Origin of the sequence: Actinomyces dentalis DSM 19115 (genome assembly GCF_000429225.1) — a bacterium.
Lineage (GTDB): Bacteria > Actinomycetota > Actinomycetes > Actinomycetales > Actinomycetaceae > Actinomyces > Actinomyces dentalis.
The window spans coordinates 1-25,790 of record NZ_AUBL01000028.1 but is presented as its reverse complement, the minus strand read 5'-3'; the positions used below and the strand labels follow the sequence as shown (position 1 = coordinate 25,790).

19 protein-coding genes and 2 pseudogenes are annotated in these 25,790 nt (G+C 74.4%); all 21 read left to right on the top strand.

The window, feature by feature from the left end; translation table 11 throughout:
• Nucleotides 1-88: 88 nt before the first annotated feature.
• Nucleotides 89-973, top strand: coding sequence for an SDR family oxidoreductase (locus tag G446_RS0107495; protein WP_051285753.1), 885 nt, complete (start codon nucleotides 89-91; stop codon nucleotides 971-973).
• 393 nt (nucleotides 974-1,366) lie between these two features.
• Nucleotides 1,367-1,966: a hypothetical protein gene (locus G446_RS0107485; protein ID WP_026409693.1), complete on the top strand. Its 600-nt coding sequence runs from the start codon at nucleotides 1,367-1,369 to the stop codon at nucleotides 1,964-1,966.
• A 234-nt stretch (nucleotides 1,967-2,200) separates the two neighbouring features.
• On the top strand, nucleotides 2,201-2,809 hold the full coding sequence (pyrR, locus tag G446_RS0107480; protein WP_026409692.1) for a bifunctional pyr operon transcriptional regulator/uracil phosphoribosyltransferase PyrR: 609 nt from the start codon (nucleotides 2,201-2,203) through the stop codon (nucleotides 2,807-2,809).
• Nucleotides 2,806-3,810 carry an aspartate carbamoyltransferase catalytic subunit gene (locus tag G446_RS0107475; protein WP_026409691.1) on the top strand — a complete coding sequence of 335 codons (1,005 nt, stop codon included), beginning with the start codon at nucleotides 2,806-2,808 and terminating at the stop codon, nucleotides 3,808-3,810. Before pyrR ends, G446_RS0107475 begins: the two co-directional genes overlap by 4 nt.
• Nucleotides 3,807-5,117, top strand: coding sequence for a dihydroorotase (locus G446_RS0107470; RefSeq protein ID WP_026409690.1), 1,311 nt, complete (start codon nucleotides 3,807-3,809; stop codon nucleotides 5,115-5,117). The genes G446_RS0107475 and G446_RS0107470 overlap by 4 nt, the downstream gene beginning before the upstream one ends.
• A 1-nt stretch (nucleotide 5,118) precedes the next feature.
• A pseudogene (gene carA, locus G446_RS16605) lies at nucleotides 5,119-6,333 on the top strand (glutamine-hydrolyzing carbamoyl-phosphate synthase small subunit); the annotation flags it as partial.
• A gap of 124 nt (nucleotides 6,334-6,457) precedes the next feature.
• Nucleotides 6,458-9,784, top strand: coding sequence for a carbamoyl-phosphate synthase large subunit (gene carB, locus G446_RS0107460; RefSeq protein WP_026409689.1), 3,327 nt, complete (start codon nucleotides 6,458-6,460; stop codon nucleotides 9,782-9,784).
• Nucleotides 9,781-10,683 (top strand): orotidine-5'-phosphate decarboxylase, encoded by a 903-nt coding sequence (pyrF, locus tag G446_RS0107455; RefSeq protein WP_026409688.1) that lies wholly within the window; start codon nucleotides 9,781-9,783, stop codon nucleotides 10,681-10,683. The genes carB and pyrF overlap by 4 nt, the downstream gene beginning before the upstream one ends.
• Nucleotides 10,684-10,732: 49 nt before the next feature.
• Complete coding sequence (gmk, locus tag G446_RS0107450; RefSeq protein WP_026409687.1) at nucleotides 10,733-11,308, top strand: guanylate kinase; 576 nt, start codon at nucleotides 10,733-10,735, stop codon at nucleotides 11,306-11,308.
• Between the two features lie 48 nt (nucleotides 11,309-11,356).
• Nucleotides 11,357-11,761, top strand: a complete 405-nt coding sequence (gene rpoZ, locus G446_RS0107445; RefSeq protein WP_026409686.1) for a DNA-directed RNA polymerase subunit omega — start codon at nucleotides 11,357-11,359, stop codon at nucleotides 11,759-11,761.
• A gap of 8 nt (nucleotides 11,762-11,769) precedes the next feature.
• On the top strand, nucleotides 11,770-13,113 hold the full coding sequence (locus tag G446_RS0107440; RefSeq protein ID WP_026409685.1) for a bifunctional phosphopantothenoylcysteine decarboxylase/phosphopantothenate synthase: 1,344 nt from the start codon (nucleotides 11,770-11,772) through the stop codon (nucleotides 13,111-13,113).
• Nucleotides 13,114-13,226: 113 nt separating this feature from the next.
• Nucleotides 13,227-14,438 carry a methionine adenosyltransferase gene (gene metK, locus G446_RS0107435; protein WP_034469636.1) on the top strand — a complete coding sequence of 404 codons (1,212 nt, stop codon included), beginning with the start codon at nucleotides 13,227-13,229 and terminating at the stop codon, nucleotides 14,436-14,438.
• Nucleotides 14,439-14,466: 28 nt separating this feature from the next.
• Nucleotides 14,467-16,536: a primosomal protein N' family DNA-binding protein gene (locus G446_RS0107430; protein ID WP_245574626.1), complete on the top strand. Its 2,070-nt coding sequence runs from the start codon at nucleotides 14,467-14,469 to the stop codon at nucleotides 16,534-16,536.
• 151 nt (nucleotides 16,537-16,687) lie between these two features.
• Complete coding sequence (locus G446_RS0107425) at nucleotides 16,688-18,472, top strand: oleate hydratase (RefSeq protein WP_026409682.1); 1,785 nt, start codon at nucleotides 16,688-16,690, stop codon at nucleotides 18,470-18,472.
• A gap of 101 nt (nucleotides 18,473-18,573) precedes the next feature.
• Nucleotides 18,574-19,224 (top strand): HAD-IA family hydrolase, encoded by a 651-nt coding sequence (locus G446_RS16600; protein WP_034469632.1) that lies wholly within the window; start codon nucleotides 18,574-18,576, stop codon nucleotides 19,222-19,224.
• A 4-nt stretch (nucleotides 19,225-19,228) separates the two neighbouring features.
• Nucleotides 19,229-20,185, top strand: coding sequence for a methionyl-tRNA formyltransferase (fmt, locus tag G446_RS0107415; protein ID WP_026409681.1), 957 nt, complete (start codon nucleotides 19,229-19,231; stop codon nucleotides 20,183-20,185).
• Between the two features lie 182 nt (nucleotides 20,186-20,367).
• A complete protein-coding gene (locus tag G446_RS0107410; RefSeq protein WP_026409680.1) occupies nucleotides 20,368-21,750 on the top strand; it encodes an RsmB/NOP family class I SAM-dependent RNA methyltransferase in 1,383 nt (460 codons plus the stop codon).
• A 65-nt stretch (nucleotides 21,751-21,815) separates the two neighbouring features.
• Nucleotides 21,816-22,484, top strand: a complete 669-nt coding sequence (gene rpe / locus G446_RS0107405) for a ribulose-phosphate 3-epimerase (protein ID WP_026409679.1) — start codon at nucleotides 21,816-21,818, stop codon at nucleotides 22,482-22,484.
• A 759-nt stretch (nucleotides 22,485-23,243) separates the two neighbouring features.
• Nucleotides 23,244-23,798 (top strand): hypothetical protein, encoded by a 555-nt coding sequence (locus G446_RS19895; RefSeq protein WP_156916569.1) that lies wholly within the window; start codon nucleotides 23,244-23,246, stop codon nucleotides 23,796-23,798.
• 286 nt (nucleotides 23,799-24,084) lie between these two features.
• A complete protein-coding gene (locus tag G446_RS16590; RefSeq protein ID WP_034469626.1) occupies nucleotides 24,085-25,128 on the top strand; it encodes a hypothetical protein in 1,044 nt (347 codons plus the stop codon).
• Nucleotides 25,129-25,424: 296 nt separating this feature from the next.
• Nucleotides 25,425-25,790 (top strand): annotated as a pseudogene (locus tag G446_RS16585) (hypothetical protein); the annotation flags it as partial.

Genomic DNA, 25,790 nt, shown 5'->3' with positions numbered 1-25,790 from the left:
GCCGCGCTCACGGCCTGCCGGGCCGGCGCGAGGCCGATCCCGGCGAAGGGAAAGGGGCTGACGCGGCACCGTCGAATAGTCTGAACTCATGAGCACACCCGCCGCCCCCGGCCCTCCGACACCCATCGCCGTCACGGGCGCGACCGGCCGCATCGGCGGCGCCGTCGCGGCCCTCCTGCACGAGCGCGGCGCGCCGCTGCGCCTGCTGCTGCGCGACCCCTCCCGCACCCCGCGGTGGGCCCGCAACGCGCCGTCCGTCGAGGTCGCCGTCGCCCAGTACGGAGACGGCGAGGCGGTGCGCGCGGCCCTGGCGGGCGTCGACGTGCTCCTCATGGTCTCCGCCTCCGAATCCGCCGACCGCCTCTTGCAGCACAGGACCTTCATCGACGCCGCCGCGGCCGCCGGAGTGCGCCACGTCGTCTACACCAGCTTCCTCGGCGCCGCCGCCGACGCGGTCTTCACCCTGGCGCGCACCCACTGGGCCACCGAGGAGCACCTGCGCGCCTCGGGAATGGGCTTCACCCTCCTGCGCGACTCCTTCTACCTCGACTTCCTGCCCGACCTGGTCGTCGACGGCGTCATCGCCGGACCCGCCGGGACGGGGCGGGTCGGCGCGGTGGCGCGCGAGGACGTCGCCCGGGCCGCGGCCGCCGTCCTGGCCGACCTGGCCGCGGGGGACGGGCGCCACGACGGCGCCGTCTACGAGCTCACCGGCCCGCAGGCGCTGTCGCTGTCCGACGTCGCCGCCGCCCTCACCGCCGCCGGGCGCCCCACGGTCTACCGTCAGGAGAGCGTCGAGGAGGCCTACGCCTCCCGCTCGGTCTACGGCGCCCCCGACTGGCAGGTCGACGCCTGGGTGTCGACCTACACCGCCATCGCCTCCGGCGCCCTCGACCGCATCACGCACGACGTCGAGCGCCTGACCGGGCGCCGCCCGCTCGGTTTCGCCGAGCTCCTCGCCGGCCGCCCCTGACGGCCGCGGGCCCCACGGGCGGCACGACCCGGTCGCGCCGCCGCCGGCGGGCGCCCGCAGTGGGGCGGGACGCCGTGAAGCACACGCGAAGCGCATATTGAGGATCCGAGCAATGGGACAGTATCAGCCGTCGTACGAGTCCGACCCCTATCCGACGTCCGTGCAGGGGGCCGGTCCGACGCCGTCCCCGTACGGCGTCGGACCGACCGGTCCCGGGGCATCTCCGCATAGTGGCGCGCCCCCGTACGGCGTGGGACCGGCGTTTCGGGCAGCCGAAACATGCTATGCGTGGCGGGCGCGCCCCCGTACGGCGTGGGACCGGCCCGCCCCGGGACGCCCCCGTACGGCGGTGCATCTGCGTATGGCGGCGCGCCCCCGTACGCGCCCGCGCCCATGCCCGTCCTCCCGCCCACCCCCGAGCAGGCCGCGGAGAAGAGCCTGCGGACCGCCCGCGGGCTGGGAATGGGGGCGGCGATCACCGGGCTGGTCTCCGTCATCATCCAGGGCATCGCCCCGCTGGGCATCCTTCTGCCCCTCGGCGCAAGCGACTCCTGGTCGGTGGAGGACGTGTTGATCTGGCTGATGGCCGCCTTACTGAGCATCATGCTCGTGCCCCTGATCGTTATAGTGATCTGGGCCACGTGTTTCGGGCTGTCCCTGGCGGCGTGCATAGTGGCGAACACCCGCAGGTCGACGCCGCTGCCCGCGCGGTGGGCGGGCATCGGCGGCGTCACCGGCGGCGTCCTCGCCGCCTCCATCTTCCAGGGCGCGCCGCTCACCATAATCATCCTGACCGCCGCCAACGAGGGCGCCACGGGCGACTCCGGCCCGGCCGCGGCGACGGCGGCGATACTCGTCGCCGTCGCGCTCTTCTTCGTGCACGTGGTCCTCATCTCCAAACTCCGCACCCTGGGCTCCGGGGTCGGACCCGGGGCCGCAGCGCCCGGGCGGCCGGGATTCACCCCCGCGCCCCCGGGGCCGCACCGTTACTGACCCGCGCGCCCGCGCCTCGCCCGCGCGCCGCAAGATGCCCCGCGCGGGCCCGGCCCCGCCCATGCGCACGGCCCCGCGCGCAGGCCCGCCGGCGCCCGGACGCGGCCGGACGGGGCCGGGCCGGCGACACCCGCGGCGGCCAGCCCGAGCGCGGCGGGGGCGCCGGCGTTACGATGCGGGCATCCGACATCCTTGAATCCCGTCCCGTGAGGCGGGGAAGGAGGTCCACGCTCCGTGGCCCAGCAGCAGTCCACCGGGAAGCAGATCCTCGGCGCCGCCGAGATCAAGCGCTCCCTGTTCCGAATCGCCCATGAGATCGTCGAGCGGAACCGAGGCGTGGACCGGCTGGTCCTCCTCGGCATCCCCACCGGCGGCGTCCCCCTGGCCCGGCGCCTGTCCGAGGCGCTGGGGGTGGCGGCCGCCGAGGACGCCCGCGCCGCCGGCACCCCCGAGCCCGCGCCGGTGCCCGCGGGGACCCTCGACATCACCATGTACCGCGACGACCTGGGCCGCCACCCCATCCGCGTGCCCCGTCCCACCCGCATCCCCGGCGGCACCCTCGAGGGGCGCACCGTCATCCTGGTCGACGACGTCCTGTACTCCGGGCGCACCATCCGCGCCGCCCTGGACGCCCTGGGCTCCATCGGGCGCGCCGACGCCGTCCAGCTCGCCGTCCTGGTGGACCGCGGGCACCGCGAGCTGCCCATCCGCGCCGACTACGTCGGCAAGAACCTGCCGACCTCCCGCTCCGAGAAGGTCGTGGTCTCCCTGACCGAACTGGGCGCCGACGCCGACGCCGTCGCCATCGTCCCCGCCCCCCACGCCGCCGAGGAGACCCGATGAGGCACCTGCTGAGCGCCAAGGACCTGGACCACGACGAGGCCGTCATGGTCCTGGACACCGCCGAGGCCATGGCCGCCACCCAGCGCCACGCCGTCAAGAAGCTGCCGACCCTGCGCGGCAAGACGGTCGTCAACCTGTTCTTCGAGGACTCCACCCGCACCCGCCTGTCCTTCGAGGCGGCCGCCAAGCGGCTGAGCGCCGACGTCATCAACTTCTCCGCCAGGGGCTCGAGCGTGTCCAAGGGCGAGTCCCTCAAGGACACCGCCCAGACGATCATGGCCATGGGCGCCGACGCCGTCGTCGTGCGACACAGCGCCTGCGGGGCCGCGCACCTGCTGGCCCACGCCGGCTGGATCGACGTGCCCGTGCTCAACGCCGGGGACGGCACCCACCAGCACCCCACCCAGGCCCTGCTGGACGCCATGACCCTGCGCCGCTGGTACGCGCCCGGCGGGCCCGACTCGGGCGCCGGACGCGCCGCCGACGGCGCCCCCGCCCCCCAGGGCCGCGACCTGGCCGGGGCCCGGGTCGTCATCGTCGGCGACATCCTCCACTCCCGGGTCGCCCGCTCCAACGTCGACCTGCTGACCGCCCTGGGCGCCCGCGTCACCCTCGTCGCCCCGCCGACCCTCCTGCCGGTGGGCATGGGGGACTGGACCTGCGAGGTCTCCTACGACCTCGACGAGGCCCTGGCGCTGGCGCGGCCCGACGCCGTCATGATGCTGCGCGTCCAGCGCGAGCGCATGAGCGCGGCCGGCGGCGGCTTCTTCCCCAGCCCCGACGAGTACTCCCAGGCCTACGGCCTCAACCTCGCCCGCCGCGCCGCCATGCCCGAGCACGCCATCGTCATGCACCCCGGGCCGATGAACCGCGGCCTGGAGATCACCGCCGAGGCCGCCGACGACCCGCGCTCGCGGGTCATCGAGCAGGTCGGCAACGGCGTGTCCGTGCGCATGGCCGCCCTCTACCTCCTGCTCGCCGACGAAGGGAACCAGCTGTGAGCGCCCACCTGCTGACCGGTGTCCGCCCCTACGGGGAGGACGCCGCCGACATCCTGCTGGTCGACGGGGCCATCGCCGCCGTCGGGCCCGACGCGGCCGCGCTCGCCCCCGCCGACGCCGTGCGCCACGACCTGGACGGCCTGATCGCCCTGCCCGGCCTGGTCGACATCCACACCCACCTGCGCGAGCCGGGCCGCGAGTCCGCCGAGACCGTGTTCACCGGCACCCGCGCCGCCGCCGTGGGCGGTTACACCGCCGTGTTCGCCATGGCCAACACCACCCCCGTGCAGGACAGCGCCGGGGTGGTCGAGCAGGTCCTGCGCCTGGGGCGCGAGGCCGGGTGGGTCGACGTCCACCCGGTGGGCGCCGTCAGCGCGGGGCTCAAGGGCGAGCACCTGAGCGAGATGAGCGCCATGGCGCACTGCGCCGCCCGCGTGCGCGTCTTCTCCGACGACGGGCGGTGCGTGTCCGACCCGGTCCTCATGCGCCGCGCCCTGGAGTACGTCAAGAGCTTCGACGGCGTCATCGCCCAGCACGCCCAGGACCCGCGACTGACCGAGGGCTCCCAGATGCACGAGGGCGCCGTCAGCGCCGAGCTGGGCCTGCGCGGCTGGCCGGCCGTGGCCGAGGAGTCCATCATCGCCCGCGACGTCCTGCTGGCCGAGCACGTGGGCTCGCGCCTGCACGTGTGCCACCTGTCCACGGCCGGCAGCGTCGACATCATCCGCTGGGCCAAGGCCCGCGGCATCGACGTGACCGCCGAGGCCACCCCCCACCACCTGCTGCTGACCGACGAGATGGCGCGCACCTACTCGCCGCGCTACAAGGTCAACCCGCCGCTGCGCACGGCCGATGACGTCGAGGCGGTGCGCGCGGCCCTGGCCGACGGCACCATCGACGTCGTGGGCACCGACCACGCCCCCCACCCGCTGGAGGACAAGGACTGCGAGTGGCAGGCCGGCGCCTTCGGCATGACCGGACTGGAGACGGCGCTGAGCGTGCTCATCGCCACCATGGTGGACACCGGCCGCATGACCTGGCGCGACATCGCCCGCGTCATGTCATCCGCCCCCGCGCGCATCGGCCGCCTGGAGGACCAGGGCCGGGGCCTGGAGGCCGGGGCGCCCGCCAACGTCGCCGTGATCGACCCCGCCGTGCGCCGCACCGTCGACGGCGCCGCCCAGTGGACCCGCTCGACCAACACCCCCTACGCGGGCATGGAGCTGCCGGGGCGGGTCATGGCGACCTTCCTGCACGGGCGCCCCACGGTCCTGGGCGGCGAGCCCGTCGCGCGGGGGGAGGGCTGAGATGAGTGCCGACCCCGCCGCCGGCCTGCCCGCGCGCGGCCCGGCCCTGCTCGTCCTGGAGGACGGCTACGTGCTGCGCGGACGGGCCTACGGCGCCACCGGGCGCACCGTGGGCGAGATCGTCTTCAACACCGGCATGACCGGCTACCAGGAGACGCTCACCGACCCCTCCTACCACCGCCAGATCGTGGTGCAGACCGCCCCCCACATCGGCAATACGGGCGTCAACGACGAGGACCCCGAATCGGGCCGGATCTGGGTCGCCGGCTACGTGGTGCGCGACCCGGCCCGGCGCGCCTCGTCCTGGCGGGCCCGGCGCGAACTGGAGGACGAGCTGGCGGGCGCCGGGGTCGTGGGCGTGTGCGAGGTCGACACCCGGGCCCTGACCCGCCACCTGCGCGAGCGCGGCGCCATGCGCGCCGGCATCTTCTCCGGCGAGGCCCTGCCCTCCGGGGCCGACGACGCCGCCGGCCCCTCCCGGGCCGCCGTCGACATCTGCCTGGACGCCGTGCGCCGCGAGCCGCGCATGGCGGGCCAGGCCCTGGCCGCCGAGGTGACCACGCCCGAGGGCTACGTCGTCGAGCCCTCCGGGGACTTCGCCGGCGCCGAGCCCGTCGCCGTCGTGGCCGCCATCGACCTGGGCATCAAGGCCCGCACCCCCTGGCAGCTGGCCGAGCGGGGCGTGCGCGTCCACGTCCTGCCGCAGTCGGCGACCCTCGCCGAGGTCCTGGCCCTGCACCCCGACGGCGTGTTCTTCTCCAACGGCCCCGGCGACCCGGGCACGGCCGTGAGCGAGATCGAGCTGCTGCGCGGGGTGCTTGACGCCCGCATCCCCTTCTTCGGCATCTGCCTGGGCAACCAGCTGTTCGGACGGGCCCTGGGCTACGGCACCTACAAGCTCGACTACGGCCACCGCGGCGTCAACCAGCCCGTGCTCGACCGGGCCACCGGGCGGGTGGAGATCACCGCCCACAACCACGGCTTCGCCGTCGACGCGCCCGTCGACGAGCCGAGCCTGGCGCCCTACGACCTGGGCCGCTACGGGCGCGTCGAGGTCAGTCACGTGGGCCTCAACGACGGCGTCGTCGAGGGGCTGCGCGCCCTGGACCTGCCGGCCTTCTCCGTCCAGTACCACCCCGAGGCCGCCGCCGGCCCCCACGACGGCGAGCACCTGTTCGACCGGTTCGTGCGCCTCATGCGCGCCCACCGCGAGGGCGCTCGCGGCGGCGCGACCGACGGGACGGCCGGCGCGGCCGGTGAGACGACCGGGCGGGCCGACGGGACGGCCCCCGAACGGACGGCCGGCGCGACCGGCGAGACGACCCCCGAGGAGCACTGACATGCCGCTTCGTCCCGACATCCGCTCCGTCCTGGTCATCGGGTCCGGGCCCATCGTCATCGGGCAGGCCTGCGAGTTCGACTACTCGGGCACCCAGGCCTGCCGCGTGCTGCGGGGGGAGGGCATCCGCGTCATCCTGGTCAACTCCAACCCGGCAACCATTATGACCGACCCGGACATGGCCGACGCCACCTACGTCGAGCCCATCACCACCGAGGTGCTCACCGCCATCATCGCCGCGGAGCGCCCCGACGCCCTGCTGCCCACCCTGGGCGGGCAGACCGCCCTCAACGCCGCCATGAGCCTGGTGGAGGCCGGCGTCCTGGAGCGCTACGGCGTCGAGCTCATCGGCGCCGGCGCGCAGGCCATCACCGCCGGGGAGGACCGCGACGAGTTCAAGGCCGTCGTCGAGCGCTGCGGGGCCGAGGTGGCCCGGTCCGTCATCGCCCACACCATGGACGAGTGCCGCCGGGCCGTCGAGGCCCTGGGCGGCTACCCCGTGGTGGTGCGCCCCTCCTTCACCATGGGCGGGCTGGGCAGCGGCATCGCCCGCGACGCCGCCGACCTGGAGCGCATCTGCGGGACGGGCCTGGCCGCCTCGCGCACCACCGAGGTGCTCCTGGAGGAGTCCATCCTGGGCTGGAAGGAGTACGAGCTCGAGCTCATGCGCGACAAGGCGGACAACGTCGTGGTGGTGTGCTCCATCGAGAACGTCGACCCCGTGGGCGTGCACACCGGCGACTCGGTCACGGTGGCCCCGGCCCTGACCCTGACCGACCGGGAGATGCAGCGCCTGCGCGACATCGGCATCGCCGTCATCCGCGAGGTGGGGGTGGACACCGGCGGGTGCAACATCCAGTTCGCCGTCGACCCCGCCACCGGACGCATCATCGTCATCGAGATGAACCCGCGGGTCTCGCGCTCCTCGGCCCTGGCGTCCAAGGCCACCGGCTTCCCCATCGCCAAGATCGCCGCCCGCCTGGCCGTGGGCTACACCCTCGACGAGATCCCCAACGACATCACCGGCTCCACCCCCGCCTCCTTCGAGCCGACCCTGGACTACGTGGTGGTCAAGGTGCCGCGCTTCGCCTTCGAGAAGTTCCGCGGCGCCGACCCCGTGCTCACCACCACCATGAAGTCGGTGGGCGAGGCCATGGCCATCGGCCGGTCCTTCACCGAGGCGCTGCAGAAGGCCATGCGCTCGATCGACAAGCGGGGCGCGGTCTTCCACTGGGACGGGCCTGCGCCCGACGCCGCGGCCACCGCCGCCCTGGTCGAGCGCGCGGCGGTGCCCGCCGAGCACCGGCTGCTGGACGTCCAGCAGGCCATCCGCGGGGGCGCGGGCGTGGAGGAGCTGTTCGCCTCCACCCGCATCGACCCCTGGTTCCTGGACCAGATGGTGCTGCTCCAGGAGGTCGCCGAGGAGGTGGCCGGCGCCCCGGCCCTGACCCGCGACGTGCTGGCGCTGGCCAAGCGCCACGGCTTCTCCGACGTCCAGGTCGCCGCCCTGCGGGGCATCGGGGAGGACACGGTGCGCGAGGTCCGCCACGCCTTCGGCCTGCGGCCGGTCTACAAGACCGTGGACACCTGCGCCGCCGAGTTCGCCGCCCGCACCCCCTACCACTACTCCAGCTACGACCTGGAGAGCGAGGTCGCCCCCCGCGAGCGCGAGGCCGTCATCATCCTGGGGAGCGGCCCCAACCGCATCGGCCAGGGCATCGAGTTCGACTACTCCTGCGTGCACGCCGCCATGGCGCTGGCCGAGCGCTACGAGACCGTCATGGTCAACTGCAACCCCGAGACCGTCTCCACCGACTACGACGTGTCCGACCGGCTCTACTTCGAGCCGCTGACCTTCGAGGACGTCATGGAGGTCTACGAGGCCGAGTCGGCCGCCGGGCCGGTGGCGGGCATGGTCGTCCAGCTCGGCGGGCAGACGCCCCTGTCGCTGGCGGCCCGCCTCAAGGCCGCGGGCGTGCCGATCCTGGGCACGAGCCCCGAGGCCATCGACGCCGCCGAGGACCGGCAGGCCTTCGGCGTCGTGCTGGAGAGGGCGGGTCTGCCCGCGCCCGCCCACGGCACGGCCCTGAGCGACGAGCAGGCCCTGGTCGTGGCCGGGCGGATCGGCTTCCCGGTGCTCGTGCGCCCCAGCTACGTGCTGGGCGGGCGGGGCATGGAGATCGTCTACGACCGCGAGGGCCTGGTCGACTACCTGGCGCGCGCCGGGGCGGAGAGCGGGGGAGCCTACGCCAACGGGCCCCTGCTCATCGACCGGTTCCTCGACGACGCCATCGAGATCGACGTCGACGCCCTGTACGACGGCGGGGAGTTGTTCCTGGGCGGGGTCATGGAGCACATCGAGGAGGCCGGCATCCACTCCGGGGACTCCGCCTGCGTGCTGCCGCCCATGAGCCTGTCCGACGCGGAGATCGCCCGCATCCGCCGCTCCACGCGGGCCATCGCCGACGGCGTGGGGGTGCGGGGCCTGATCAACATCCAGTTCGCCCTCATGAGCGACACCCTCTACGTCATCGAGGCCAATCCGCGGGCCAGCCGCACCGTGCCCTTCGTGTCCAAGGCCACGGGCGTGCAGCTGGCCAAGGCCGCCGCCCTGCTCATGGCGGGGGAGACCATCGCCTCCCTGCGACGGGCCGGGCGCCTGCCGGGGTCGGACGCGGCCGCCTCCGACCCCTTCGACCCGATCGCCGTCAAGGAGGCGGTCCTGCCCTTCCGGCGCTTCCGCACCCCCGAGGGGCGGGCCGTGGACACCGTCCTGGGCCCGGAGATGCGCTCGACGGGCGAGGTCATGGGCTATGACGTGGACTTCCCGCGGGCCTTCGCCAAGTCCCAGGCGGGCGCCTACGGGGGCCTGCCGGGGGAGGGCACCCTGTTCGTGTCCGTGGCAGACCGGGACAAGCGGGCCATCGTGCTGCCCGTGGCGCGCCTGGCCGAGCTGGGCTTCACCATCTACGCGACCGCGGGCACCGCCCAGGTGCTGCGGCGCAACGGCATTCCGGCGACCTCGGTGCGCAAGGTGAGCGAGGGCGTGAGCGAGCGCGGGGAGATGACGATCGTGGGCCTGATCGAGTCCGGGGCCATCGACATGGTCGTCAACACCCCCAAGGGCCAGGGCGCCCGCGCCGACGGCTACTCCATCCGGGAGGCCACCACGAGCGCGGACAAGCCCATCATCACCACGGTCCAGGAGCTCCAGGCGGCCGTCCAGGCCCTGGAGGCGCAGCTGCGGGGCCCCTTCCGGGTCCGCAGCCTCCAGCAGCACGACGCCGACCGCACGGCCCGCCGCGCCGCCCGGGAGGTGCGCGCATGAGCGCCGTGGGAGCGGGCCGGGACGCGGAGCCGGGGCTCTCCGGGCGCCCGCCCTTCGGGGCGCGCCTGGCCGCGGTCATGGACGAGCGGGGCCCGCTGTGCGTGGGCATCGACCCGCACCGCGAGCTGCTGGGGGCCTGGGGGTTGGGCGACGACGCGGCGGGCCTGCGGGACTTCTGCCTGCGCGCGGTGGAGGCCGTGGGCGGGCGCGTGGCCGCGGTCAAGCCGCAGTCGGCCTTCTTCGAGCGCCACGGGGCCGCCGGGATCGCCGTCCTGGAGCAGACTCTGGCGGCGCTGCGCGAGTGCGGGACGCTGAGCGTGCTGGACGTCAAGCGGGGGGACATCGGCTCGACCATGGCCGGCTACGCCCAGGCCTACCTGGTCGACGGCGCCCCGCTGGCCGCCGACGCCATCACGGTCTCGCCCTACCTGGGCTACGGGTCCCTGGCCCCGGCCCTGGACGCGGCGGCGGCCTCGGGGCGGGGCGTGTTCGTCCTGGCCCTGACCTCCAACCCGGAGGGGGCGGGCGTCCAGCACGCCCGGGGCGCAAACGGGCGCTCGGTGGCCGCCGGCGTCGTGGAGGGGGTGGCCGCCTCCAACGCCGCCGCGCGCGCCGCCGGCGTCCTGGGCAGCGTGGGCCTGGTGGTGGGGGCGACCACCGGCGGGGCGGTGGCCGGGCTCGGCCTGGACCTGCGCGGGGCGGGCGGGCCCGTCCTGGCGCCGGGCGTGGGTGCGCAGGGGGCGGGGGCCGCCGAGCTGGAGGCCGTCTTCGGCCCGGCCCGCCGCCAGGTCCTGGCCTCCACGTCCCGCGGCGTGCTGAGGGCCGGCCCGGACGTGGGCGCGCTCAGGGCGGCGGCCGGGGCGGCGAGCGCGCGGGCGGCGCGGGCGCTGAGGGCCTGATCCCCGCGCCGGTGCGCGGGGGCGGGCCGGCGTGGGCCATGATGGGCCCATGAGCGACCCCCGCCCCGCCCCCGGACGCCTCACCGTCCTGGCGGGCCCCACCGCCGTCGGCAAGGGCACGATCGTCGCCGAGCTGCGGCGGCGCCACCCCGGCCTGTTCGTGTCCGTGTCCGCCACCACCCGCGCCCCGCGGCCCGGGGAGATCGACGGCGTGCACTACCACTTCGTCGACGAGGCGGCCTTCGACCGCATGGTCGAGCGGGGCCAGATGCTGGAGTGGGCGCTCGTCCACGGCCTGCACCGCTACGGCACGCCCCGCGGCCCGGTCCAGGCCGAGCTCGACGCCGGCCGCCCGGCGCTGGTGGAGATCGACCTCGACGGCGCCCGCCAGGTGCGCCGCTCCATGCCCGGGGCCCGGCTGGTCTTCGTCGCCCCGCCCAGCTGGGACGAGCTGGTGGCCCGGCTCGCGGGCCGCGGCACGGAGGACGAGGGGGAGCGGGCCCGGCGCCTGGCCACCGCCCGCGTCGAGCTGGCGGCGGCCGGGGAGTTCGACCACGTCATCGTCAATGACACCGTGTCGCGCGCCACGGACGAACTGGAGGGGCTGATGGGGCTGTCGGGCTAGACTGTACCGGTCCCCTGTCCGCCAGTCACCCACGAAAGCAGGTCGCACATGCTCGGAACCTCCGCCCGGCCCGAGGGCATCACCAACCCGCCCATCGACGACCTGCTGGAGAAGGTCGACTCGAAGTACGGGCTCGTGGTGGAGGCCGCCAAGCGCGCCCGTCAGATCAACACCTACATCCGCCAGCTGGAGGAGAACCGCTTCGAGTTCTTCCCGCCCCTGGTGGACACCGAGCCGGAGGAGAAGCCCCTGAGCATCGCGCTGCGCGAGGTCGCCGCCGACAAGCTCCAGGTCATCTCCGGGGAGGACGCCCGGGCCCGGCGCGCCGCCGCCGAGGAGGCCCGCCGCGCCGCCGAGACGGACGTGTTCTCCGACATCCCCCTGGACGCGGCGCCCCTGCCGGGCGGCGAGGACGCCCAGGCCCCGGGGGACCTGGACAGCATCGAGTTCTGAGCCGGCCGGTGAGCGCGACCGACGCCGGCGCGCGGCGCATCGTCGTGGGCGTGGCCGGCTCCGTGTCCGCCTACAAGGCGCCCTTCGTCATCCGGCTGCTGCGACGCGCCGGTCACGAGGTCGAGGTGGTGGCCACCGCGGCCGCCCTGCGCTTCATCGGGGAGCCCGCCCTGGCCGCCGTCTCCGGGGGGCCGGTGGCCACGGGCCTGTTCGACGACCCGGCCGCCGCCTCGCACGTGGCGCTGGGGGAGCGGGCCGACCTGGTCGTCGTGGCGCCCGCCTCCGCGGACCTGCTGGCCAGGGTCGCGGCGGGCCGGGCCGACGACCTGCTGACGGCCACGATCCTGACGACGGGGGCGCCCGTGGTCCTCGCCCCGGCCATGCACACCCGCATGTGGACCAACCCGGCCACGGCGCACAACGTGGCGACGCTGCGCAGCCGCGGCCTGACGGTCATCGACCCCGACACCGGGCCCCTGACCGGCGGCGACGTGGGCGCCGGGCGCCTGCCCGAGCCCGAGCGGATCGTCGAGCGGGCCCTGGCCGTCCTGGACGCCGCCCGCGCGCCGGCCAGCGCGGGGGACTGCGCGGACGCCGCCCGCGCCGCTGATGCCGCCGACGCCGGCGCGGGCCGGGGCGGCGCCCCCCTGGCCGGGCTGCGCGTGGTCGTCTCGGCGGGCGGGACCCGCGAGCCCATCGACCCGGTGCGCTACCTGGGCAACCGCTCCTCGGGGCGCCAGGGCGCGGCGCTGGCCGCGGCCGCCAAGGCCGCCGGCGCCGACGTCGTCCTGGTGGCGGCCAATATCGGCCCCGAGGTCCTGGCCCTGGTCCCCGACGGCGTCGAGGTCATCCCCGTGGGGACCGCCCTGGAGCTGCGCGACGCCGTGCGCGGCGCGGCCCGCGACGCGGACGCGGTCGTCATGGCCGCGGCGGTGGCCGACTTCCGACCCGCCCGCCCACTGGACGTGAAGCTGAAGAAGCGCCCGCCGGGCCCCGACGGGGCGCAGCCCGCCCCGCCTGCCCTGGAGCTGGTGGCCAACCCCGACGTGCTGGCGGGCCTGGCCGCCGACCCGCCCCGCCCCGCACCCGGACGCACCCTCCTGGTCGGCTTCGCCGCCGAGACCGGCGACGACGCCGGCGACGTCCTGGCCCACGGGGCCGCCAAGGCCCGCCGCAAGGGCGCCGACCTGATGGCCGTCAACGCCGTGGGACCCGCCACGGGCTTCGGCGACGTGCCCAACTCCGTGATCGTGCTCGACGCCGCCGGCGCCGAGGTCGCCCGCGCCGCCGGCAGCAAGGACGAGGTCGCCCGCGCCCTGATCGCCCTGATCGCCCGGCGCCTGGGGCGCTGATCCGTTCGGCGCGCCGGACGGCATCGCGCCCGCCGGCGCGCCGATCCCGACCCGGGGATCCGCGTGCGCCAGGCCACGCCATTGGCGTCGGAGGCCGCCGGTAGGGTGGGGCCGTGACCGCCTCGCACCGCCCGTCCGCTCGCCTGTTCACCTCGGAGTCCGTCACCGAGGGCCACCCCGACAAGGTCTGCGACCGCATCTCCGACGCCGTCCTGGACGCCATCCTGGCCCAGGACCCCTCCGCCCGCGTCGCGGTGGAGACCATGGCGACGCCCGGCCTGGTGCACGTGGCGGGCGAGGTGACCACCACCGCCCGCGTGGAGATCCCGCGGATCGTGCACGAGGAGATCTCCGCCATCGGCTACACCTCCCCCGAGATCGGCTTCGACGGCGCCTCCTGCGACGTCCTGGTCTCCGTGGGCCGCCAGTCCCCGGACATCGCCGCCGGGGTGGACGCCTCCCTCCAGGCCCGCCAGGAGGCCAGCCGCGACCCCTTCGACCTGCAGGGCGCCGGCGACCAGGGCCTCATGTTCGGCTACGCCTGCACCGACACGGCCGAGCTCATGCCCCTGCCCATCCACCTGGCCCACCGCCTGGCCGAGCGGCTCGCACTCGTGCGCAAGCAGGGCGTGGTGGAGGGGCTGCGCCCCGACGGCAAGACGCAGGTCACCATCGACTACGACGGGGACCGGCCCGCCCGCCTGGCCGCCGTCGTCGTCTCCGCCCAGCACGACCCGCACCTGGGCCGGGCCGCCCTGACCGGCGCCGTCTCCGCCGAGGTGATCGCCCCCGTGCTCGCCGCCGAGGAGGCCAAGGGCCTGGAGCTGGACGCCGCCGACGCCCAGGTCCTCATCAACCCGTCGGGCCAGTTCGTCATCGGCGGCCCCGCCGGGGACGTGGGGGTCACCGGCCGCAAGATCATCGTCGACACCTACGGCGGCGCGGCCCGCCACGGCGGCGGAGCCTTCTCCGGCAAGGACCCCTCGAAGGTGGACCGCTCCGCCTCCTACGCCATGCGCTGGATCGCCAAGAACGTCGTCGCCGCCGGCCTGGCCCGGCGCTGCGAGATCCAGGTCGCCTACGCCATCGGCTCGGCCCGCCCCGTGGGCCTGCACATCGAGACCTTCGCCACCCACACGGTCCCGGTCGAGCGGATCCGCGCCGCCATCGAGGAGGTCTTCGACCTGCGGCCGGCCGCCATGATCGCCCAGCTCGACCTGCTGCGCCCCATCTACCGGGCCACCAGCGCCTACGGCCACTTCGGCAGGCCCGGCTTCAGCTGGGAGGCCACCGACCGCGTCCGGGCGCTGCGGGACGCCGTGTGACGGCGCGGCGCCGAGCGGGGGAGGGGGTGTGAGCGAGCCGGCCCGGCAGGACGCCCTGCTCGCCGTGCCCGCCCCCGCCGAGCGCCGCGTGGACGCCGACGGCGTGACGGACCCGGTGGCCCGCGTCCTGCTCGACACCCCCGTGCCGCACCTGGACCGGCTCTTCGACTACCTCGTCCCGCCCCGCCTGGACGCCGCCGCCGGGATCGGCACCCGCGTCACCGTGCGCTTCGGCGGCAAGAACGTGCGCGGCTGGATCTGGGAGCGCGGCGCCACCACCACCCACCCCGGGCGCCTGGCGCCCCTGGGCCGCGTGGTCTCCGACCTGCCGGTCCTCACCCCCGCCACCATGGGCCTGGTCGGGGCCGTGGCCGCCCGCGCCGCCGGCACGCGCGCCGACGTGATGCGCCTGGCCGTGCCCGCCCGGCACGCCGCCGCCGAGCGCGCCGAGCGCGACGCCCCCGCCCCGCCTCTGCCCGTCTGGCGCCCGCCCGACGTCGACGCCGCCGGCTGGGGGGCCTACCTGGGCGGCCCCGAGCTGCTGGGCGAACTCGCCGCCGGCCACCGCCCGCGGGCCGTGTGGACCGCCCTGCCCGGGCGCGCCGGCCTGGTCGCCCCCTGGCAGACCCTCCTGGCCCGGGCCCTGCGGGCGACCCTGGCCGGCGGGCGCGGCGGGCTCGTCGTCGTGGCCACCACCGCCCGGGCCGAGACCCTGGCCCGGCGCCTGGAGCGCGAGCTGGAGGGCGAGCCGGTCGAGGTCCTGTCCGCCGAGCACGGCCCCGCCCGGCGCTACCGCGCCTTCCTGCGCCTCCTGCTGGGCCGCGCCCGCCTGGCGGTGGGCACCCGCGCCGCCGCCTTCGCCCCCGTGCCCCGCCTGGGCCTGGCCGCCGTCTGGGACGACGGCGACGACCGCCTCGACGAGCCCCGCGCCCCCTACGTCCACGCCCGCACCGTCCTGGCGCTGCGCTCCGGCCTGGAGGGCGCCGGCCTGCTCATCGCCGGCCACGCCCGCAGCGTGGAGGCGCAGGGCTACGTCGAGCGGGGCTGGGCCGCCGACCTGAGCGCGCCGCGCAACCTCGTGCGCCGCGCCGTGGCGCGCGTCGAGGCCCCCGGCGCCCCCGAGCTCGACGCCGAGGGCGCCAGCGGCCGCGCCCGCATCCCCTCCCTGGCCCACCGGGCCCTGCGCCGCGCCCTGGAATGGGGCCCCGCCCTGGTCCAGGTGCCCCGCGGCGGCTACGTCCTGCGCCTGGCCTGCGGGACCTGCCGCGCCGGCGCCCGCTGCCCCGCCTGCGGCGGGCCCCTGTCCCGGGGGCGCGACGGCGCCACGAGCTGCCGCTGGTGCGCCCGCGCCGCCGCGCCGTGGACCTGCCCCGCCTGCGGGGGGACCGCCCTGCGCATGACGGGGGTCGGCTCGACGCGCACCGGCGAGGAGCTCGGCCGCGCCTTCCCCGGCGTGCCCGTCGTCGTCTCCGGGGCCCGGGAGGACCACGGCGTCATCGCGGCGGTCGACTCCCGCCCCCGGCTCGTCGTGGCCACCCCCGGCGCCGAGCCCGTCGCCGAGGGCGGCTACCGCGCCGTCCTCCTGCTCGACGGCGCCGCCCTGTCGTCCCGCCCGCAGCTGGGCGCCGCCTGCCAGGCCCTGCGCCTGTGGGCCAACGCCGCCGCCCTGGCCCGCGCCGACGCCCGGGTCATCCTGCTGGGAGGGGCCGACGCGGCCGTCGCCCAGGCCCTGGTGCGCTGGGACCACGCCGGCTTCGCCCGCCGCGAGCTGGCCGAGCGCGCCGAACTGCGCCTGCCGCCCGCCTGGCGCTGCGCCCGCCTGGACGGCCCGCCCCGCGCCGTGGGCTCCCTGCTGGACGCCGCCCGGGCCGCCGGCTGGGACGTGCTCGGCCCCGTGCCGGCCCCGGGCGCCGGCGCCCCGGCCGACGCGGCGCCAACCGGCGCCCCCGCGTCCGGCGTCGTCCACCGCGCCCTCATCCGCGCGCCCTCCTCGAGGGGGCGCGAACTGGCCGACGCGCTGGCCCTGTGGGCCCGCGAGCGCTCCGCGCACCGGCAGGAGGCGGTGCGCGTCGAGCTCGACCCGACCCTGCTGTGGTGAGCGGCGCGGCGGACCCCCGCGCCCGGCGCGCCGGGCGGCGGCCTTCGACGGACCCCGCGCCCGCGGGCCTAGAGTCGTGGCGCCCGCACCGGCCGACCGCTGCCGAGCCGGCGGCGGACACCGCCCACCGGCTGCTCCTGAAGGAGAGACCATGACCAGCACCGAACGCAACCGCCAGCGGACCCGCCCCGTCTCGCCCGACGGCAACCCCTTCGTCCACAACGACCTGGGCCTGTACACCCACAACCACCCCACCCCGCCGGCCGACGTGGCCGAGCGCCGCGCCTACCTCGTCGGCTCGGGCATCGGCGCCCTGCTGGCGGCCGCCTTCCTCATCCGCGACGGGCGCATGCCCGGGTCCAATATCACCGTCCTCGAGCAGCTCGACGTCCCCGGCGGCTCCTTCGACGGCGCCGGGGACACCGAGCGGGGCTTCATCGCCCGCGGCGGCCGGGAGATGGGCCAGCACTTCGAGTGCTTCTGGGACATCATGCGCGAGATCCCCGCCCTGGAGATGCCGGCGCCCTACACCGTCCTGGACGAGTTCCGCACCGTCAACGAGAACGACCCCAACATCGACCCCTGCCGCATCATCCACCGCTGCGGCAGGCGGCGGGACGCCTACAAGATGGGCATCAACAAGAAGGGCCGCAAAGACGTCATCAGGCTCCTCATGGCCAGAGAGGAGGACACCTACGGGCTCGCCATCGAGGACTGGTTCGACGCCGACTTCCTCGCCTCGACCTTCTACACGCTGTTCAAGACGATGTTCGCCTTCCAGCAGTACGAGTCCCTGACCGAGATGAAGCGCTACATGCACCGCTTCCTCCAGTACTTCCCCGGCTTCTCCGACCTGTCCTGCCTGCGCTTCTCCCGCTACAACCAGTTCGAGTCCTTCATCGTCCCGCTGACCGACTGGCTCAAGGACCGCGGCGTCGTCTTCCGCTACGGCGCGCGCGTGGACGACCTGGACATGCTCATCACCTCCGGGCGCAAGGTCGTCACCGCCATCCGGCTGCGCGACGGCGACGGGGAGGAGACCATCGAGGTGGGCGAGCGGGACCTGGTCCTGGCCACCATCGGCTCGTGCACCGAGTCCACCGGCTACGGCGACATGGACACCGTCCCGCCCTTCCACACCGACCGCCCCGGCGGCGCCTGGACCCTGTGGCGCAACCTGGCCAGGAAGTCCGCCGTCTTCGGCCGCCCCGACGTCTTCTGCTCCGACCCGCGCAAGACCGTGTGGGAGTCGGCCTCCTTCAGCTTCATCGGCGCCGACCACCCCTTCCTGACCAGGATCCGCGAGCTGACCGGCAACGACCCCCTGTCCGGGCGCACCGTCACCGGCGGGATCATCACCGCCGAGGACTCCGGCTGGTGCCTGTCGCTGACCATGAACCGCCAGCCCCAGTTCCGCGCCCAGCCGGCCGACTGGGGCGTGGCCTGGGCCTACGGACTGCACCCGCACGCCCCGGGCGACTGCGTGCCCAAGCCCATGATCGAGTGCACCGGCGAGGAGGTCCTCAAGGAGTACTGCTACCACTTCGGTCTGATCGACTGCTTCGACCGGATCAGGGAGCGCACCAAGGTCCGCCTGGCCACCATGCCCTACATCACCTCCTTCTTCATGCCGCGGCGCGCCGGCGACCGCCCCGAGGTCATCCCCGACGGGTGCGTCAACCTGGGCCTGATCGGCCAGTTCGTCGAGACGCCCGACGACTGCGTGTTCACCACCGAGGGCTCGGCGCGCACCGCCATGATGGCCGTCTACGGGCTGCTCGACCTGGACCGCGACGTGCCCCCGATCTGGCCCGCCCAGTACGACGTGCGCGCCCTGCTGGCGGCCGCCAAGACCATGAACGACGGGCGCCTGCCCGGCGAGAGGATGCTCACCCGCCTCCTGCGCGGCACCTACTACGAGGACATCCTGCCCTGAGGCCGGGCCCGCGGCGGGCGGAGGGCGGCGCCGCGCCCGTCCTCCCCACCCGCCCCGCCGCGGCCGGGCGGCGCCCGCCCGACGCGTGCCACAATGCCCCCATGAGCGGCAACGGCACGGGGCGGCGCGGGCGCGCCGTCGTCTTCGACTACGGCAACGTCCTGTACGCCTGGGAGTCCCACGGGGCGCTGGCCGGGCGGCGCCCCGCCCGGGTGTGGGAGGAGTTCGTGACCCGCGGCGGCTTTCCCCGCTGGAACGAGATGGCCGACGCCGGGGTCCCCTTCGGCGACATCCTCGCCGCCCTGGGGCGCGCCCACCCCGACCGCCCCGACTGGGCCGATCTCCTGGCCGACTACTGGCGCCACTTCCCGGACACGCTCACCGGGCCGATCCCCGGCGTGGGCGCCGTCGTGGACGACCTGCTCGACGCCGGGGTCCGCCTGTACGCCCTGACGAACTTCAACCACGAGCTGTTCGCCGCCTTCGGCCGCCCCCGCGTGCCCCAGCTCGAGCGCTTCAGCGGCATCGTCGTCTCCGGCCAGGAGCGCCTGACCAAGCCGGACCCGGCCGTCTTCCGGGTGCTGCTGGAGCGCCACGGGCTGCGGGGCGCCGACGCGCTCTTCGTCGACGACGCGCCCGCCAATGTCGCGGCCGCCGCCTCCCTGGGCATGGACACCCACCTGTTCCGCGGCGCCGGGCGCCTGCGCGCCGACCTGACCGACCGGGGCCTGCTGGACGCCCCCGTAGACTGACCCCATGCGCGTTCTCTTCGCAGGCACCCCCGAGGCCGCCCTGCCCTCGCTGCGGGCCCTCATCGACTCCCCGGACCACGAGGTCGTCGGCGTCCTGACCCGCCCCGACGCGCGCCGCGGCCGCGGCCGGACCCTGAGCCCCTCGCCGGTGGCCGCCCTGGCCCGCGCCGCCGGCCTGGACGTGCGCACCCCCGCCACCCTCAGGGACGCCGCCGCCCGGGGGTGGGTGCGCTCCCTGGGCGCCGACGTCGCCGTCGTCGTCGCCTACGGGCGCATCGTGCCCCCCGCGCTGCTGGACGCCCCCGCCCACGGCTGGATCAACCTCCACTTCTCCCTGCTGCCCGCCTGGCGCGGCGCCGCCCCCGTCCAGCGGGCCGTCATGGCCGGCGACGCCGTGACCGGCGCCTGCGTCTTCCGCCTGGAGGAGGGCCTGGACACCGGGCCCGTCTACGCCCGCCTGAGCGAGCCGATCGGGCCGCGCGACACCGGCGGCGACCTGCTCGCCCGCCTGGCCGACGCCGGCGCCCCGCTCATCATGGGGGTCCTGGCGTCCCTGGACCAGGGCACCGCCGCCCCCGTCCCCCAGCCCGAGGAGGGCGTCAGCCTCGCCCCGCCCCTGAGCGCCCGCGACGGGCTCGTGGACTGGAGCGAGGCGGCCCGGGACGTCGACGCCCGCATCCGCGCCGTCACCCCCGCCCCCGGCGCCCACACCTCCTACCGGGGGGGGCGGCTGCGCCTGGGCCCGGTCGAACCGGTCCCCGGCATCACCGACCTGCCCCCCGGCGCCCTGCGCGCCACCGGGCACGAGGTGCTCGTGGGCACCGGCACGTGCGCCGTGCGCCTGGGGCGGCTCGCCCCCGCGGGCAGGAACTGGATGGCGGCCGACGCCTGGGCCCGCGGCGCCCGCCCCGCCCCCGGCGCCGCTCTGGGCGACGACGACCGGCAGGAGCCCGCCCGGTGACCGGCCGCGCCCGCCCCGACCGCCCCGACCACGACCGCAGGAGGGGCGCAGCCGACCCCGGTGCCGGGCAGCGGCGGCGCGCCGGATCCGGCGCCGGACAGCGCCGCCCCGACCGCTCTGACCGCTCTGACCGCCGGGGCGGGGCGCCGCGCCGCGAACCCGCGGACGACCCGGCCCGCCGCATCGCCCTGGAGGCCCTGACCAGGGTCCACCGGGACGGTGCCTTCGCCAACCTCATCCTGCCGCCCCTGCTCGACGCCGAGCGCCTGAACCGGCGCGACGCCGGCTTCGCCACCGCCCTGACCTACGGCACCCTGCGCCTGCGCGGCAGGTACGACGCCGTCCTGGCCCACTGCGTCGACCGCCCCCTGGACGAGCTCGACGCCGTCGTCCTGGACGTGCTGCGCCTGGGCGCCCACCAGATCCTGGGCATGCGGGTCGCCGCCCACGGCGCCGTGTCCGCCACCGTCGACCTGGCCGCCCGGGCCGCCGGACGCGGATCGGCCAAACTGGTCAACGCCGTCCTGCGGCGCACGGCCCGCCGCGACACGGACGAGTGGCTGGCCCTCCTGCGCCGGGAGGCCCCCGACGAGACGACCGCCCTGAGCCGCACCCACTCCCACCCGCCGTGGATCGTCAAGGCCATGCGCCAGGCCCTGACCGCCAACGGATGCGACCAGGCCGAACTGGCCGACCTGCTCGCCGCCGACAACACCGACCCGCGCGTCGTCCTGTGCGCCCGCCCCGGACTGATCACCCCCGAGCAGCTCGCCCGCGCCGCCCGCGCCGCCGCCCACGAGAAGGCCAGTCCGGGCGAGCACAGCCCCTGCGCCGTCGTCCTGCCCGGAGGCGACCCCGGCCGCATCGCCGCCGTGCGCGAGGGGCGGGCCGGCGTCGAGGACGAGGCCAGCCAGCTCACCGCCCTCATCCTGTCCGAGGCCCCGCTCCAGGGCCGCGACGAGCACTGGCTGGACCTGTGCGCCGGCCCCGGCGGCAAGGCCGCCCTCCTGGGCGCGCGCGCCGCCCAGCGCGGGGCCCGCCTGGTCGCCAACGAGATCGCCCCCCACCGCGCCGACCTCGTGCGCGCCGCCGTGAGCGCCCTGAACCCCGGCGTCGTCGAAGTCCGCTGCGGGGACGGGCGCGCCTACGGGACCGACGAGCCCGGCGGCTTCGACCGGATCCTCGTCGACGCCCCCTGCTCCGGACTGGGCTCGCTGCGCCGCCGACCCGAGGCCCGCTGGCGGCGCACCCCCAAGGACGTCACCGAACTGGCAGCCCTCCAGCGCGAACTGCTCACCAGCGCCCTGGGGGCGGTGCGGCGCGGCGGCCTGGTCGCCTACGTCACCTGCTCCCCGCACGTGCTGGAGACCGAACTCGTCGTGCGCGACGTCCTCAGGCACTGGGACAAGAACGGGGGCGGCGCCCAGATCCTCCACGCCGGCGACGCCGCCACCCGCATCGCCCCCCGCCCGCCCGCCGGCGCCGAGCGCCCCATGCTCCAGATGTGGCCCCACGCCGACGGCACCGACGCCATGTTCTGCGCCCTGCTGCGGCGTACGCTCTGAACCGACCGACCCGCCGCGAACCCGACCCGCGAACCGGCCGGAGGACCCGGCCCGAGGAGGAGCCCATGACGCCCGCCCCCGCCATCCACCCCTCGATCCTCAACGCCGACCAGGCCCACCTGGCCGACGAGCTCGACCGCGTCGCCGACGCCGACGGCCTGCACGTGGACATCATGGACAACCACTTCGTCCCCAACCAGTTCGGCGGACCCTCCCTCGTGGAGACCGTCCTGGCCCACACCGCCCTGCCCGTCGACGCCCACCTCATGATCGAGGACGCCGACCGCTGGGCCCCCGCCTACGCCGAAGCCGGGGCGGCGATCGTCACCACCCACATCGAGGCCACGGCCGCCCCCTTCCGCCTGGCCGCCGAGCTGCACCGCCTGGGCGCCGGCGCCGGCATCGCCCTGCGCCCCACCACGCCCCTGTCCGCCGTCGAGCACCTGCTCGGCCGCATCGACCTCCTGCTGCTCATGACCGTCGAACCCGGATTCGGCGGCCAGTCCTTCATCGAGGCGATGCTGCCCAAGATCGAACGGGCCCGCCGACTGGTGGGCGAAGAGGGCCTGGAGCTGCGCATCCAGATCGACGGCGGAGTCACCGCCCGCACCATCGAGCGCGCCGCCGAGGCCGGGGCCGGGGTCTTCGTGGCCGGCAGCGCCGTCTACGGCGCCGACGACGCCCCGGCCGCCATCGCCCGACTGCGCGACCTCGCCGCCGCACACACCCGCTGACGGGCGCGCTCGCGTTAACCGGGCCGTCGACTCCGAGGTCGGCAAGTTCCGCGGACCCGGCCCCAGGGCCCCAGATCGTCCGGGGCCGAGGTCCGCGACGTGCTCGCGCATCGCCGCCAGACTGCGGCACTCCGCCGGGCGCAGGATCGTGGTCAGGGCATGACGCGCAGCGGTCTCAGGCATTCTACCGTCCTCGTCGACCCTCTGGCTTGACTCCGCCTCTCTCAGCCTCTCTCAGCCTCTCTCAGCGGACCGGAGTTTCTATAGAAAAACAACGACCACGACACGCCCGATGTTTTAGACATGATACAAAGTTGGGTGAGGTCCTTGACGATCAAGGCGGGAACAGGGTATCCTAAGTCACTGTGCCTCGAATTGATGTGCGATGGCGGACGTCCGGCGGGGGCGCAGTTCGGGGCGTTCCAGAAGAAACCAATGTTATTCCGATGGGATCGGGGGAGAATCGAAATGGCGGACACCTGGCGTCCGGCACCGGCCCGCCCCCAGATTAGAATGCCTGCAATCGCTGCTGCGATCGGGAGGCTGAAGCGGCGAATTACCGTGAATCATGGAGAACATGGTTGCAATAGTATTGCAATTACGACAGATCGCCCAGGGACTCAGATCGGCTCGACCTCTCCCGGCGACGCACAAATGACGCCGAATGAGTTCACGGCCAAATGGAACTATTCGCAAGGGTCTTCGCGTGACCGCAGGTTTGTGAATGCGTCGGACGTGAAATAATTAGGAGGAGTGTTTGTGGATCGCTACCGGAAATCAGCGGTGGAGGCTTTTGAAAAAGCCGAGACTCTCGTGAGGGCATGGCTGGAAGAGGAGTGCATTACCAGGGTTGACGTCTATCTTAACGGCCTTGGAGATGTGGGAGATACCCGGTGCTGGCTGACAACTGACGGGGAGAGGAAGTCGGTTCACATTGACAGAAATGCCAGCTCTGCAATTAACAAACTTCGTGGAATGCAGGCGTTGCCAGGTCGTGGAGCATGGTTCTATTCTCATCTGTGGATGGAGATGCCGGAGGGTGTGCTGCATCAGGAGTCGGACTGGATGTGCGAGCCGGACATGGGAACCGGTGGTTTCTACGTCGGCCCTGATGGCCTGGATATTCGCGGCGGCGGCCCGGACCTGGGAGAGTACAAGACGGAGCTGGACCGCTACCCGCGCGATCAGGACTTCATTCCGGACTGGCTGCGGGACAAGGTGGAACGGTGGCGCCTGGAGCGCGGCTCGGTAGTGGCCAGACGCATTGTGGAGCTGAGAGAGGAGTCCCGGCTCGAGCGAGAGGACTGCCTCTAGTCATGAGGTGCCCGTGGGCTGCGTAGAGCCGGTGGACTCCGGCCACTGAGTCTTATCTCATCAGAAACAGCGACAAACAGCGACTTGAAGGTCGGGATCGGCGGGTGACGCAGAAGGGCTGGCACGAGGGCGGTGCGGTTCCTGCGCTCGCCGCCCCCGTTCTCGCACCCACCATCCCCGTTACCGCGCTGATCTTGGCGGTCTGACCGCGGCTCCTGGTGAGAAAGGGACACTGATCCTTGATAAAATCATTCATGACTGTGGCTGAGGACAGTGAGGAGGAGTCATGCTCAGCGAACGCGAGCGTTTGGCCCGCGATGAGTTCAACGATACTCAGAACGAGATGCAGGCGTGGTTGGAGGAGATAGAGGCGGAGCGGGTCGATGTCCACTACGACGGGGTCGGTCTGCTGGGGCGCATCAGGTTCTGGTTGACCGAGGGCGGCGAGAAGAAGCTGGTAGACGAACCGGATCAAGAAGTTCGCAACTTCGTCGAGACTCTTCGGAAGGTGCAGGCGCTGCCGGGTCGGGGTGCGTGGTTCTGGTCGCACTTGTGGATGGAGTTGCCCGAGGGGGTGCTGCATCAGGAGTCGGACTGGATGGGCGAGCCGGTCTTCGACCCGGGACAGGAGCCGGATCTGTACCATTACAAGATCGAGTTGAGTCGTTACCCCCGCGATGAGGGGAATATTCCCGGTTGGCTGCGCGAGAGGGTGGCGCGGTGGGAGGTCGAGCGCGCTCCGGCGTTCAATCGGCGCATCGCCGAGCTGGAGGAGGATTTCTACGTGCTGACTCACGGCCCTCGCGGCTCGCAGGCCGAGCGGGAGGCGGTGCGCACGGGGAGGCTCCCCCGGATGAAGGGCGGGCAGGAGTTCGACCTGGCCCGGCAGCGGGTGCTGGCCTGGCTGGCGGACAGCGGCTCCGAGCGCGTCGACATCCGCATCGAGGCCCTGGGCTCCTCCCAGCGCATCGACTACCGGCTGACCGTCGGAGGCGAGAGCAGGCCGGTGAGGGCCGACGGGGGAGTGGCGGAGGTCGTCGAGCGGCTGCGCCACGCCCAGGCCCTGCCCCGCCACGGGGCCTGGCTCAGTTCACACCTGTGGATGGACGCCGAGATCGACGCCGGCAGGGGCGTGCTGCACCAGGAGTCGGACTGGATGGGCGAACCCGACCTCGGCGACGGGGAGCCCGACGCCGACCGGTGCGCGGAGGAGCTGGAGATGCACCCCCGCGAACCCGGACTCACCCCCCACTGGCTGAGAACCCGATCTGGAATTGACAAGCCGGGTCCGACTTATTCCCCTCCTGTTCCCTCCTCGAGGCGCTCATGAGATCACGGGCAGAGCCGATGGCGGTGGCAGAGGACTGACTTTTCGGAAGTGAAGGGAGAGGCGTCGTGCCGGAGCCGATTCCATTGAGCCTTCCTCACCAGAAAGATCCGCTGACTGGCTGGGATCGGCGTGATGACGCGGGAAGGCCCGGGGCGACGCAGGGTATTGCGACCCCCCGCGTGAGCCCCTCAACCAATCCCTCCCGCAGCACAGCTCCGATCCCCGACTCTGGATCGCCAGTTCTGGTGAGAAAGACTCAATAAGCAGATTATTGACAAGAGTAAGGAGGAGGTTTCGTGGCTCTTCATGATTTCTATTCGCCGGGTGAGCGCGAGCGCATAGCCCGGGGCGAGTTCAACAGCACGCAGGTTCAGTTGCGCGAGTTGCTGGAGGGGACGGGTGCGCGGCGGGTGGAGGTGGAGTGCGCCGGGGTGGGCCTGTGCCAGTTCATCAGGCCGTGGCTGGTCGAGGAGGGCGGGCGGCGCAGGTCGGTGGAGGTCGATGAGGCCTGTCCCTCGGCCGAGTCGCTGCGGGAGTGGCAGGCGCTGCCGGGCCGGGGGGCGTGGTTCCGCTCCCGGCTGTGGATGGAGATGCCCGAGGGGGTGCTGCATCAGGAGTCGGACTGGATGGGCGAGCCGGTCTTCGACCCGGACGGGGAGCCG